General features: G+C 63.1%; 10 protein-coding genes. 5 read left to right on the top strand and 5 right to left on the bottom strand.

All coding sequences use genetic code 11. From position 1 onward, the window contains the following. Positions 1 to 32: 32 nt before the first annotated feature. Both V6M89_RS14665 and V6M89_RS14660 read right to left on the bottom strand, forming a co-directional pair. Complete coding sequence (locus tag V6M89_RS14665) at positions 33 to 1,166, bottom strand: PAS domain-containing sensor histidine kinase (protein WP_332853853.1); 1,134 nt, start codon at positions 1,164 to 1,166, stop codon at positions 33 to 35. Beyond that, a complete protein-coding gene (locus V6M89_RS14660) occupies positions 1,167 to 4,316 on the bottom strand; it encodes a DEAD/DEAH box helicase (RefSeq protein WP_332853852.1) in 3,150 nt (1,049 codons plus the stop codon). A 216-nt stretch (positions 4,317 to 4,532) separates the two neighbouring features. Here V6M89_RS14660 and V6M89_RS14655 point away from each other — a divergent pair, with 216 nt between their 5' ends. The 3 genes from V6M89_RS14655 (at position 4,533) to V6M89_RS14645 (ending at position 7,863) form a co-directional block, all read left to right on the top strand. Beyond that, positions 4,533 to 6,881: a Tex family protein gene (locus tag V6M89_RS14655; protein WP_116991388.1), complete on the top strand. Its 2,349-nt coding sequence runs from the start codon at positions 4,533 to 4,535 to the stop codon at positions 6,879 to 6,881. 81 nt (positions 6,882 to 6,962) lie between these two features. Then, positions 6,963 to 7,274, top strand: coding sequence for a Grx4 family monothiol glutaredoxin (grxD, locus tag V6M89_RS14650; protein ID WP_315399911.1), 312 nt, complete (start codon positions 6,963 to 6,965; stop codon positions 7,272 to 7,274). Continuing rightward, positions 7,267 to 7,863, top strand: coding sequence for a UbiX family flavin prenyltransferase (locus V6M89_RS14645; protein WP_332853851.1), 597 nt, complete (start codon positions 7,267 to 7,269; stop codon positions 7,861 to 7,863). Before grxD ends, V6M89_RS14645 begins: the two co-directional genes overlap by 8 nt. Before the next feature lie 20 nt (positions 7,864 to 7,883). Here V6M89_RS14645 and V6M89_RS14640 read toward each other — a convergent pair whose 3' ends face one another. The 3 genes from V6M89_RS14640 to V6M89_RS14630 form a co-directional block, all read right to left on the bottom strand. Continuing rightward, the gene (locus tag V6M89_RS14640; RefSeq protein ID WP_020703835.1) at positions 7,884 to 8,054 is read right to left on the bottom strand and encodes a hypothetical protein; all 171 of its coding nucleotides are present in this window, start codon (positions 8,052 to 8,054) and stop codon (positions 7,884 to 7,886) included. A 248-nt stretch (positions 8,055 to 8,302) separates the two neighbouring features. Then, positions 8,303 to 8,710, bottom strand: a complete 408-nt coding sequence (locus V6M89_RS14635; protein WP_026334739.1) for a hypothetical protein — start codon at positions 8,708 to 8,710, stop codon at positions 8,303 to 8,305. 243 nt (positions 8,711 to 8,953) lie between these two features. Further along, entirely contained in the window at positions 8,954 to 9,994 is a 1,041-nt protein-coding gene (locus V6M89_RS14630) for an MBL fold metallo-hydrolase (RefSeq protein ID WP_332853850.1), read from the bottom strand. 87 nt (positions 9,995 to 10,081) lie between these two features. Between V6M89_RS14630 and V6M89_RS14625 the strand changes: the two genes are divergently transcribed. Both V6M89_RS14625 and V6M89_RS14620 read left to right on the top strand, forming a co-directional pair. Continuing rightward, positions 10,082 to 10,489, top strand: coding sequence for a MerR family transcriptional regulator (locus V6M89_RS14625; protein ID WP_332853849.1), 408 nt, complete (start codon positions 10,082 to 10,084; stop codon positions 10,487 to 10,489). A 184-nt stretch (positions 10,490 to 10,673) separates the two neighbouring features. Next, positions 10,674 to 11,858: an isovaleryl-CoA dehydrogenase gene (locus V6M89_RS14620; protein ID WP_116991384.1), complete on the top strand. Its 1,185-nt coding sequence runs from the start codon at positions 10,674 to 10,676 to the stop codon at positions 11,856 to 11,858. Positions 11,859 to 11,945: the final 87 nt, after the last annotated feature.

Below are 11,945 nucleotides of genomic sequence, written 5' to 3'. Positions count from 1 at the left end.
TGAGCAACAGTGCTCAGTCCTGCCTTGCTATTTCAGCTTGCGCTCGAGGAATTATCACTGCTGCCACCCGCCCGCGCAAGGCTTTTCCCGGCGCTGGCCGCTATGGGCAGCCAAATCCGAAATTCCGTGCCGCTTTCAGAAACATTTGTTGCCGTCAGCGTTCCGCCGTGTACATCCACCACCGCGCGCGCCATGTACAGGCCCAACCCCGATCCGGCGATGCCGGCGGCGTTGCTGCCACGGAAGGATTTGTCGAACACATGCGCCAATTCCGCCGCCGGCAAGCCGGCTCCGTGATCGCGCACCAGGAACTCGACGCCGCCCTCGCTTGCCATTTTGCCTATCAATTCTATCGGAGTATTGGCAGTCGTGTACTTAATTGCATTGTCGAGCAAAATTTCCAGACATAAACGCACACCGGCGGGGTCGCAGCGCATCCATTGCGGCAGCGATTCGGTCCGCACGCTCACGGCCGGACGGCGGCTGCGGGCCTGCTCGGCCACCGCCTCCAGCAGCGTGGCCGGGCAGATTTCATTCGGCTGGCGCTCGCGGCCGATGCTGGCCATGCGATCGGGCGACAGGTACTCGTCCAGCATCGCCAGCATGCGGTCGACTGCGGTCTGGATCTTGCGGTAGCGCTTGCGGGTGCCTTCGTCGTGGTGGGCGCCGGTCATCTCCAGCCGCTGCACGGCGCCGTCGATGGTCGACAGCGGCGTGCGGAATTCGTGTGACAGCATGGAGGCGAATTTTTTCTGCTGCGCGGCCAGTTCGCGGCGCGCGCTCAGGTCGCGCACCACGCCGACCACGGAGATGGCGACGCCGCGCTCGTCGAGGATCAGCGTCGATTCGATTTCCACCGGCAGCAGGCGGCCGTCCGCATGGGGCAGTTCGGTTTCACGCAGCAGGCGCATGCGGCTCCGGTCGCCGCCGGCATGGCGCTCCAGCCTGGCGGGCAACTGCTGCAACAGGCCGGCCGCCAGCGCCTGCGCCGAGTCCAGCGTGTAGCCGAACTGGCGCTCGGCGGCCGGACTGAGCCAGGACAATCGCAGGCTGGCGCAGTCGGCCATCCAGCTGACCTCGCCGCTGTGCTGGAGCAGCAGGCGATAGCGCTCCGCCTCGGCCTGCGACTGGCGCAATGCCGCTTGCAGTTCGGCGACGGTCGCCACCTATTCCGCCAGCGGTGCGAAGATCTGCTGCAAATCTTCCTGGGTGAGCGCCATTTTCTGCGACTCGCCTTCGGCCAGGATGGATTGCGCCAGATCGGATTTTTTTTGTTGCAGCACCTGGATTTTTTCCTCCAGCGTGCCCTTGGCGATCAGCTTGTAGACGAACACCGGCTTGTCCTGGCCGATGCGCCAGGCGCGGTCGGTGGCCTGGTTTTCCGCAGCAGGATTCCACCACGGATCGTAGTGGATCACGGTGTCGGCCGCCGTCAGGTTGAGGCCGACGCCGCCCGCTTTCAGGCTGATCAGGAAGATCGGCACCGCGCCCTGCTGGAAGGCCGCCACTTGCGCGCTGCGGTCCTTGGTTTCGCCGGTCAGCAGCGCATACGGGATATCGCGCGCTTCCAGTTCCTCCTCGATCAACTCCAGCATGCTGGTGAACTGCGAGAACACCAGGATCTTGCGGTTCTCTTCCAGCAAATCCTCGACCATCTGCATCAGGTCGATCAGCTTGGCCGAGCCGGCCGTCTGCTTCTTCGACGGCAGCGACTTGACCAGGCGCGGATCGCAACACACCTGGCGCAGCTTCAGCAGCGCCTCCAGGATGACGATCTGGCTGCGCGCCACGCCCTTGCGGTCGATTTCCTCGCGCACCTTCTGGTCCATGGCCAGGCGCACCGTCTCATACAGGTCGCGCTGGGCGCCGGTCAGTTCGACCTTGCGCACCATCTCCGTCTTCGGCGGCAATTCCTTGGCCACGTTGTCCTTGGTCCGGCGCAGCAGGAAAGGCTTGATGCGGCGGTTCAGCAGCGCGCGCCGCAGCGGGTCGTCCTGGCGCTCGATCGGATGACGGAACACGGTGTTGAAACCCTTCTCGTCGCCCAGCAGGCCCGGCAGCAGGAAGTGGAATTGCGACCACAGCTCGCCCAGGTGGTTTTCCAGCGGCGTGCCGGACAGGCACAGCCGGTGGCGCGCGCGCAGCAGGCCGGCGCTTTGCGCGGCCTTGCTGCGGGTGTTCTTGATGTAGTGCGATTCGTCCAGGATGACCAGGTGGAAATCATGCTCGCGCAGTTTTTCCTCGTCGCGCGGCAGCAGCGCGTAGGTGGTGAGCACCAGGTCGGCTTCGTCGATCTGGTCGAACTGGACCATGCGGTCCTTGCCTTGCAGCAGCAGCACGCGCAGGCCGGGGGCGAAGCGCGCGGCCTCTTCCTGCCAGTTGCCCATCAGGCTGGTCGGCGCGATCACCAGCGCCGGCGCGGTCAGGCGGCCGGCTTCTTTTTCCACCAGGATGTGCGCCAGGGTCTGCACGGTCTTGCCCAGGCCCATATCGTCGGCCAGGATGCCGGCGAAGCCGTATTCGCGCAGGAACTGCATCCACGACAAACCGTCGGTCTGGTAGTCGCGCAGCGTTGCTTGCAGGCCGGCCGGGGTGGCGATGCGCTTGACGGCGCCGAACTGGTTCAGGCGGGCGCCCATTTCGCGCAGCTCGGCGCCGCCGGTCCAGTTCAGCTCGACGTTGCGGGACAGGTCGTCCAGGCGCGCGGCGTCCAGCGTGGCCATGCGCAGCGAGGTCTTGATCTTGTCGCTGAAATACAGCTCGCCCAAGGTGGTCAGGATGGGCTTGACGCGGCCCCACGGCAGGGCGACGCGGCTGCCGTCGGGCAGCGTGGCCAGCATCTGGTCCTCGTCGCCGTGCAGGGCGATGGTTTTCGGATTGAAGTCGTTCGGCGCGCTGCGTATCATCTGCACCAGCACCGGCAGCAGCGGCACGCGGTCCTGGTCGACCATGATGCCCAGTTCCAGCTCGAACCAGGCGTGGCCGCCGTCGGCCGGGTCTTCCACCACGTCGGCATACCAGTCGCCGACGTCGCTGACGTCGTAGCGGTACTTGACGGTTTTTTCCACTTTCCAGCCAGCTTGCTTCAGCGCCTCGATGCCGTCGCGGGCGAAGCGCAGCCATTCGGCCTGGCTAGGCAGCAACAGGCCGCCCTTGACGCTGCTCAGCGGCAAGGTGGCGGGCGGCAGGAAGTGGCGTTCGGTCAGCAACGACAGGGCCAGCTCTTCGGCGGCGCTGTCGCGCTGGATGATTTCGGTGACTTCGCCCTTCTGGCGCACCACGCGCTGCGACGGGTCGAAAGAAACGCGTTCGCCGTCGTAGTCGAAGGACAGCACGGCGAAGTCGTGCCAGCGTTGCAGCGAGCCGTCGGCCAGCATGGCGGCGTCCAGGGTCAGCACCGGACGCGGCTTGACGTCGTCGCGCACGCGCTGCGGCAGCGGTTGCGGCAGCGGCATCAGCTGTTGCAGGCCGTGGGCCAGCAGCAACTGCGACACGCGCATCTTGTCGTTATTGGTCAGCAGCGGGGCTTGCGCCACCAGCGCCTGCAAATCGGCCAGCGGGATGGCCGCGCCGCCCTGGTTCAGCTGCAGCACGCCGCAGGAAAGATTGTCGATATACCACGGCGGATCGGTCGGCAGCATATAGTCGACCTGGTCGGCGCCGACATGCTTGGCGTTCGGCGGCGCCTGCACCTGCCAGCCGAGGCGCAGGCCCTTGCCTTCTTCGCGCCAGGCCAGGTTGGCTTCGCGCATCACGCCGCCCTTGAGCGGGTAGACCAGGCCGTTGCCGACGTCGGCCCAGGAATTTGCCCAAAGCAACTTATCCTGTTCGGCCAGCATATTCAGCAGGGCCGCGCCGATCTTGCCGCGCGGCTCGGTGGCGGAGCCGGTCTGGGAATTCTGTCCGCTGCGCATGGCAACGAAGAAACGGATCAAGTCCTCGTCGCCGGCCGCGAGGAAGCTCGGCGGCGCCGACAGCAGCGAAAACACTTCGCTCACCGGGCTGGCCGCGGCGACGTCGCCGTTCGAGCGCAGGCGCGCCTTGTACAGGCACAGCGCCACATGGCGGCCGCCGCTGGTGGGCGCCATCACGTAGATCAGCTTGTATTGGGTTTGTTGCTTCGGATCAGTATCGACCGGCGGCGCGTTCAGTTTGGCTTTGGGATGCGCTGCCGCATCCACACGCTGCAGCCAGGTGGCTACGGCGTACGACAATTGATTCGCGGGCGGCGCAGGGCGGGCGGGAGATGCTGGGGCGGCCGGAGCAGCTGGCTTGGCGGGAACATCGTCGGTGGCGTCGTCGCGGGTAAAATCCATAGGTCGCATTGTTGGTCAAAGATGGTTCAAAAACGGCAACAGGCGATATTATCCGCCATACACGCGTTCGTGTTTGCGGATTCTTCATAAAACCCGCATGTAAACGTGTTACTTGCGTGTTCCTTAGGTCGTGCACAGTCCTTTTGGACTGTCAAGACTGGCACATTCGCGCCGATTGCGTATGATTCCGGGCTTGACTGCTTAGGAATCGCCCACATGTTGCCTTCAATCGAACAACGTCTTGCCCTGGAACTGACTTGCAAACCGGTACAGGTTGCCGCCGCCATCGCCCTGTTGGACGAAGGCGCCACGGTGCCCTTCATCGCCCGCTACCGGAAAGAAGCCACCGGCGGCCTGGACGACATTCAACTGCGCCTGCTCGAAGAACGCCTGCGCTACCTGCGCGAGCTGGAAGACCGCCGCGCCGCGATTGTTGCATCGATCACCGAGCAGAATAAGATGACGCCGGAACTGTTAGATGCTGTCATGCACGCAGAAGACAAGACCCGTCTTGAAGACTTATACCTGCCATACAAGCAAAAACGCCGCACCAAGGCGCAAATCGCCATCGAAGCGGGCCTGGCGCCGCTGGCCGACGGCCTGCTGGACAACCCGGAACTGAACCCGGAGATGGAAGCCAACAAGTTCCTGCGCGAAGCCTTCACCACCGCCGAAGGCAACAATCCGGGCGTGGCCGACACCAAGGCCGCGCTGGACGGCGCCCGCCAGATCCTGATGGAACGCTTTGCCGAAGATGCAACATTGCTGCAATCCTTGCGCGAATACGTACTGGATCATGGCATTGTTGAATCCAAGGTTATTGAAGGTAAGCAAGACGAAGGCGAAAAATTCGCCGATTACTTCGACTATTCCGAGACCATCGGCACCGTGCCGTCGCACCGCGCGCTGGCCTTGTTGCGCGGCCGCCGCGAAGGCATTCTCGATGTCGTGCTGCGCCTGGACACGGAAGCCGAAAAACCGAAGTGGGATGCGCCGCACAATCCGTGCGAAGGCCGCATCGCCGCCCGTTTCGGCATCAAGAACCAGGGCCGTCCGGCCGACAAATGGCTGGGCGACACCGCCCGCTGGACCTGGCGCGTGAAGAGCTTCATGCACCTGGAAACCGAACTGATGGGCGCGCTGCGCGAGCGTTCCGAGCTGGACGCGATCAACGTCTTCGCCACCAACCTGAAGGCGCTGCTGCTGGCCGCGCCGGCCGGCCAGCGCGCCACCATGGGCCTGGACCCTGGCCTGCGCACCGGCGTCAAGGTGGCGGTGGTGGACGCCACCGGCAAGGTGGTCGATACCGCCGTGATCTACCCGCACCAACCGAAAAACGACTGGGACGGCTCGCTGCACACCTTGGGCAAGCTGGCCGCCAAGCACAATGTGTCGCTGATTTCGATCGGCAACGGCACCGCCTCGCGTGAAACCGACAAGCTGGCGCAGGACTTGATCAAGCAATTCCCTGAACAGAAAATGACCAAGATCGTCGTCTCGGAAGCGGGCGCGTCGGTGTACTCGGCGTCGGAATTCGCCTCGCGCGAGCTGCCGGACATGGACGTGTCGCTGCGCGGCGCGGTGTCGATCGCCCGCCGCTTGCAGGATCCGCTGGCCGAGCTGGTCAAGATCGATCCGAAATCGATCGGCGTCGGCCAGTACCAGCACGACGTTTCGCAGACCCAGCTGGCCCGCTCGCTGGACGCGGTGGTCGAGGATTGCGTGAACGCGGTCGGCGTCGATGTCAACACCGCCTCGGCGCCGCTGCTGGCGCGCGTGTCGGGCCTGTCGGCCTCGGTGGCGCAGGCCATCGTGTCCTACCGCGACATCAAGGGCGCGTTCACCTCGCGCGCCGGCCTGAAAGCGGTGCCGCGCCTGGGCGACAAGACCTTCGAACAGGCGGCCGGCTTCCTGCGCGTGATGGGCGGCGAGAACCCGCTGGACGCGTCGGCGGTGCACCCGGAATCGTATCCGCTGGTGGAAAAAATCCTCGGCGACATCAAGAAGGACATCAAGGCCGTCATCGGCGAGACCGCGCTGATCAAGACGCTGAATCCGGCCAAGTACGCCGACGACAAGTTCGGCGTGCCGACCATCAGCGACATCCTGAAGGAGCTGGAGAAGCCGGGCCGCGATCCGCGTCCCGAGTTCACCACCGCCACCTTCAAGGACGGCGTGGAAGAAATCCGCGACCTGCGTCCGGACATGATCCTCGAAGGCGTGGTCACCAACGTGGCGGCGTTCGGCGCGTTTGTCGACATCGGCGTGCACCAGGACGGCCTGGTGCACATCTCGGCCTTGTCGAACACCTTCGTCAAGGATCCGCACACGGTGGTCAAGGCCGGCCAGGTGGTCAAGGTCAAGGTGCTGGAAGTGGACGAGAAGCGCAAGCGCATCGCCCTGACCATGCGCCTGAGCGACAGCGCGCCGCAAGCCGGTTCGCAGCCGCAGCAGCGCGGCGACCGCAACGACCGCAAGAGCATGGGCCAGCACCAGAAGCAGGCCGCCAAGTCCGAGCCGGTCGGCGGCAGCATGGCGGCGGCGTTCGCCAAGCTGCGCGGCTGACCCAACGGCCATAAAAATACCGGTGCCGTCGTTTTCTTATAAAATGACGGCATCTATTTACATCTTTTCACTGAGGCAGCTATGAGCGACGTACAAACCTGGATCAAAGAAACCGTGACCGGCACCCCTGTGGTGCTGTTCATGAAGGGCACCGCCCAGTTCCCGCAATGCGGCTTTTCCGGCCGCGCCATCCAGATCCTGAAGGCCTGCGGCGTTGAGAACATTGCAACCGTGAACGTGCTGGAAGATCCTGAAGTCCGCCAGGGCATCAAGGACTACTCGAACTGGCCGACCATTCCCCAGCTCTACGTCAAGGGCGAGTTCATCGGCGGTTCGGACATCATGAACGAGATGTTCGAGTCCGGCGAGCTGAAGGCCCTGCTGGATGCCTGATCGGCGGCAGCGGATCATCATCGCCATCACCGGCGCCACCGGCGCGGTGTATGGCGTGCGTCTGCTGCAACAGTTGCAACATACCGCAGGCATAGAGACGCACCTGATCGTCTCCGATGCCGCGGTCCTCACGCTGCACCAGGAAACCGGCCTGCAGCGGCGCGAAGTCGAAGCGCTGGCCCACGTGGTGCACAAGGTGCGCGACGTCGGCGCCTCGATCGCCAGCGGTTCTTTCCAGTCGGATGGGATGATCGTCGCGCCTTGCTCGATGAAGACGCTGGCGTCCGTGGCACACGGCCTGTCGGACAACCTGATCGCGCGCGCGGCCGACGTGGTGCTCAAGGAGCGCCGCCGGCTGGTGCTGATGGTGAGGGAAACGCCGTTCAACCTGGCGCATTTGCGCAATATGACGGCGGTGACGGAAATGGGCGGGATCATCTTCCCGCCGCTGCCCAGCTTTTATCACAACCCGCAAAGCATTGCAGAGATGGTTGACCACACGGTCGGCCGGGTCATCGATTTGTTCGGCATTGAGCACACGATGGCCCCGCGCTGGAACGGCATGAAGCCGACCAGCGAGTCCAACTAAGACCTGCACTACCCTCCAGCCTAGCGTTTATCGAACTGCGATCCGCTGGCTTTCTTCAGATCCCGTGCTTCCTCGACCATGCGGCGGTGGGCAATGCGCTTGCGCATTACTTCCGCGTGCTGGGCGGCGGTCATCGGGGGGACGGTCATCAAATCTTTTAGCTGCGCGACGTTGCTGTAGTTACTTTTCATAAGACGGCTCAAAAGCTTGGCTCCCGAAGTAAATGCTGCGGCTCAGCGATGGCTGATTACCTATTGTGCCTCAAATCCGTGTCGAAACTATGACAATTCGTAAAGCCCCCGAAAATAAAAAGGGCGCCCCCTGAGGGACGCCCTATCCGAACAAAAACCGGCCAAACTGTGAAACTAGTTTCACACGGAAACACTTTCGGCTTTAGCCACAAACGGTCAAAATAACTCCGTAGTAGTACTTAAAATGACTACTTTTGGTAATTAACCCGCACCAGCATGCGAATAAATTCGCGTGCAATCTGGCGGTGATGTTCGTCCAGGCGTTGCAAATCCGCGATCAGCTTGACGTCGGCCGACTCGAAGCGCGACAGGCCGTTGCCGCCTTCACCGGTGGGCGCGTCCGCTTCGGCGCCGCCAAAGCGCAGCCATTCCGCCGGCACGCCCAGCCACTGGGCGATCATGCGCAGCTTTTCCTGGGTCGGAATCGCCTCGCCTACCAGCCACTTGCGGGCGGCATGGACGGTGATGGGACGGCCATCGAATCGGATATTGAATTCCCGCGCCAATCGAGTTGGGCTGTCGGGGGAGTAGTGGGCGTTTTTGAGAGCCTGTTGCAAGCGCTGGCTAAAGCTTTCGCGTTCATTAGAAGAATTCATAATTGCACTATTTCACGTTGCGTCATGAAAGTCAGTCTCTTGTTTTTAAGATCTGATTGTGACGTGATGGGATTTTATAATTAACACTTTATCCTCTGTAAGTGCAAGTACAGGGAGGAACCTGTACCGAACTTTATTCGGTTCCCCACTGCCAAACGGACCGAAGGCTTGGCGCCGTTTTCAGTGGAAATAGTGAGGTTATTACAATAACACCACTACTAGTTTACGACCACTCTTTCAACGCTACGCGACGCGGAAACGTATGATGCCGTCCGCTCCTGTTTCACGGCGCACGATACCGTCGTGCCACAATTTGTGCAGATGCGCCAGCGCTTCGCCCAGCGCAAAGCCAAGCTGGTGGGCGTCTAGCGGCCGTTTGAACATCATCGGCACGATGTCGGCCGCCGACTGCCAGTCGCGGCAAGCGTCGACCACTTCGGCCAGCCGCTCGACGTGGTGCTGGCGCAACTGGGCGATGCGGGTATGCAGCCCCCGGAACGGTTTGCCGTGCGAGGGCAGCACCAATACATCATTCGGCAAGTCAACAAACTTGCCCAACGAGTCAAGATACAGCGTCAGCGAGTTGGCCTCCGGCTCCACCGCGAAAACCGACACATTGGTGGAGATGCGCGGCAGCACCATATCGCCGGCGATCAGCACGTTCAACGCCTCGCAATACAGCGAAGCATGCTCGGGGGCATGGCCGAAGCCGGTGATCACCCGCCAGCGATGGTCGCCGATAGCGACCAACTGTCCATCCTGGAGGCGGGTGTAGGCGGCCGGCACCGACGGCACCAGGGTCGGATAGTAGTTTTTCCGGCTTGCCATTTTTTCCAGCATTTCCGGGTCGCGCAGGCCGTGGCGCTGGAAATGCGGCAGCGCCGCCGAGCCGTCCACGCCCGGCAGGGCGGCCGACATCATGCGCGCGAAGGCGTATTCGCCGGTGGTGGTCCACAGCGGCGCATCCCAGCGGCGGCACAGCCAGTCGGCCAGGCCGATGTGGTCGGGATGGCAATGGGTGGCGAACACGCGCCGCACCGGCAGGCCGTCCAGGCCATCGACAAAGATGGCCTCCCAGGCGGCGCGGGTGGCGTCGCCGGCCACGCCGCTGTCGACCGCGCTCCAGCCGTCGCCGTCGCGCAGCAGCCACAGGTTGATATGATCCAGCGCAAACGGCAGCGGCATGCGCAGCCAGCGCAGGCCGGGGACGATCTCGTGCACGGCGCCGGTGGCCGGGATGGTGTCGCCCAGCGGGTAGTCCAGTTGCGATTCGAGCAGGTTCATTTTTCTTCTTTCGGGAAGTCAGGCGCGCTACAATGTGCTTGACGTTGACGTAAACGGAAATTGTACGACTTTACCGCAAACCCAGAGATGCCCACCACTTACACCATCACCGAACTGGCCCGTGAATTCGACATCACGGCGCGCGCCATCCGCTTTTACGAAGACCAAGGCTTGCTGAGCCCGTCCCGCGAAGGCGCGGGCGGCCGCAACCGAGTCTACACGCCGCGCGACCGTACCCGCCTCAAGCTGACCCTGCGCGGCAAGCGCCTGGGGCTGTCGCTGTCGGAGATCAAGAGCCTGGTCGACATGTACGAATCGCCGAAGGACACCAGCGCCCAGATGAACCGCTTCCTGGGCGTGCTGGCGCAGCACCGCGAAACGCTGGAACAGCAGCGCGAGGACATCGAAATGTCGCTGGCAGAAATCACCGCCCACGAGGACGAATGCAAGCGCCTGCTGGCCGCCATCGGCGAACCCAGCTCCACCGCTGCCTGATACCGTCATTTCCCCCACTGGGGGAAATGACTTCCCGCGCAGGCGGGAATCCATAGAACGCCGGCTTAGCCGGCTCAGCATGGATTCCCGCCTGCGCGGGAATGACAACTCTGCTTTACGTTTACGTTAACGTCACACCGGCGTATTATTGACGCTTCCAACAAAACACAAGAATGAGGACGACATGCTCCATCTCCCAGGCCTGACCTTTGACCACGGCGAAGACATCGCCGCCCTGCGCGAAGCCGTGCAACAGTTCGCCGCCGCCGAAATCGCGCCGCGCGCCGCTGAAATCGACCGCAGCGACCAGTTCCCGATGGACCTGTGGCGCAAGATGGGCGATCTGGGCGTGCTCGGCATCACCGTCGGCGAAGAATACGGCGGCGCCAACATGGGCTACCTGGCCCACATCGTCGCGATGGAAGAAATCTCGCGCGCGTCGGCCTCGGTCGGCCTGTCGTACGGCGCCCACTCGAATCTGTGCGTCAACCAGATCAAGCGCAACGGCACCGAAGAGCAAAAACAAAAATACCTGCCGAAGCTGATCTCCGGCGAACACGTCGGCGCACTGGCGATGTCCGAGCCGAACGCCGGTTCCGACGTGGTCAGCATGAAGCTGCGCGCCGACTTCAAGGGCGACCGCTGGGTGCTGAACGGCACCAAGATGTGGATCACCAACGGCCCCGACGCCGACGTGCTGGTGGTCTACGCCAAGAGCGACCTGGAAGCCGGCCCGAAAGGCATGACCGCCTTCCTGATCGAGAAAGACTTCAAGGGCTTCTCCGTGGCCCAGAAGCTCGACAAGCTGGGCATGCGCGGCTCGCACACCGGCGAGCTGGTGTTCGACAACTGCGAAGTGCCGGCCGAGAACGTGCTGGGCGGCCTGGGCAAGGGCGTCAACGTGCTGATGTCCGGCCTGGACTTCGAGCGCACCGTGCTGTCCGGCGGTCCGCTGGGCATCATGCAGGCTTGCATGGACGCGGTGGTGCCCTACATCCACGACCGCAAGCAATTCGGCCAGCCGATCGGCGAATTCCAGCTGATGCAGGGTAAGATTGCGGACATGTACTCGACCATGATGGCGTGCAAGGCATATGTGTACGCCGTCGGTCAGGCCTGCGACCGGGCCAAAACCCCGGAAGCGGTCCGCCAGTTGCGCAAGGATGCAGCGGGAGCCATTTTGTATAGCGCAGAAAAAGCGACCTGGATGGCCGGCGAGGCGATCCAGACGCTGGGCGGCAACGGCTACATCAACGAGTATCCGGTCGGCCGCCTGTGGCGCGACGCCAAATTGTATGAAATTGGCGCCGGCACCAGCGAAATCCGCCGCATGCTGATCGGCCGCGAACTGTTCGCGGAAACCAAGTAAGCATCGATGTCAGCGTCGTCGTTCCCGCGCAAGCGGGAACCCATGCTGAGCTGATTTAGCCGGCGTTCTATGGATTCCCGCTTTCGC

Source organism: Duganella sp. S19_KUP01_CR8 (assembly GCF_036688705.1).
Taxonomy (GTDB): Bacteria; Pseudomonadota; Gammaproteobacteria; order Burkholderiales; family Burkholderiaceae_D; genus Rugamonas.
This window is presented reverse-complemented; position numbering and strand designations above follow the sequence as displayed.

What these genes read in the sequence shown, in the direction of transcription:
- grxD (WP_315399911.1), top strand. Translation starts at nt 6,963, where the DNA reads ATGAGCGACGTACAAACCTGGATCAAAGAAACCGTGACCGGCACCCCT.
- V6M89_RS14625 (WP_332853849.1), top strand. Translation starts at nt 10,082, where the DNA reads ATGCCCACCACTTACACCATCACCGAACTGGCCCGTGAATTCGACATC.
- V6M89_RS14645 (WP_332853851.1), top strand. Translation starts at nt 7,267, where the DNA reads ATGCCTGATCGGCGGCAGCGGATCATCATCGCCATCACCGGCGCCACC.
- V6M89_RS14630 (WP_332853850.1), bottom strand. Translation starts at nt 9,994, where the DNA reads ATGAACCTGCTCGAATCGCAACTGGACTACCCGCTGGGCGACACCATC.
- V6M89_RS14640 (WP_020703835.1), bottom strand. Translation starts at nt 8,054, where the DNA reads ATGAAAAGTAACTACAGCAACGTCGCGCAGCTAAAAGATTTGATGACC.
- V6M89_RS14655 (WP_116991388.1), top strand. Translation starts at nt 4,533, where the DNA reads ATGTTGCCTTCAATCGAACAACGTCTTGCCCTGGAACTGACTTGCAAA.
- V6M89_RS14635 (WP_026334739.1), bottom strand. Translation starts at nt 8,710, where the DNA reads ATGAATTCTTCTAATGAACGCGAAAGCTTTAGCCAGCGCTTGCAACAG.
- V6M89_RS14620 (WP_116991384.1), top strand. Translation starts at nt 10,674, where the DNA reads ATGCTCCATCTCCCAGGCCTGACCTTTGACCACGGCGAAGACATCGCC.
- V6M89_RS14660 (WP_332853852.1), bottom strand. Translation starts at nt 4,316, where the DNA reads ATGGATTTTACCCGCGACGACGCCACCGACGATGTTCCCGCCAAGCCA.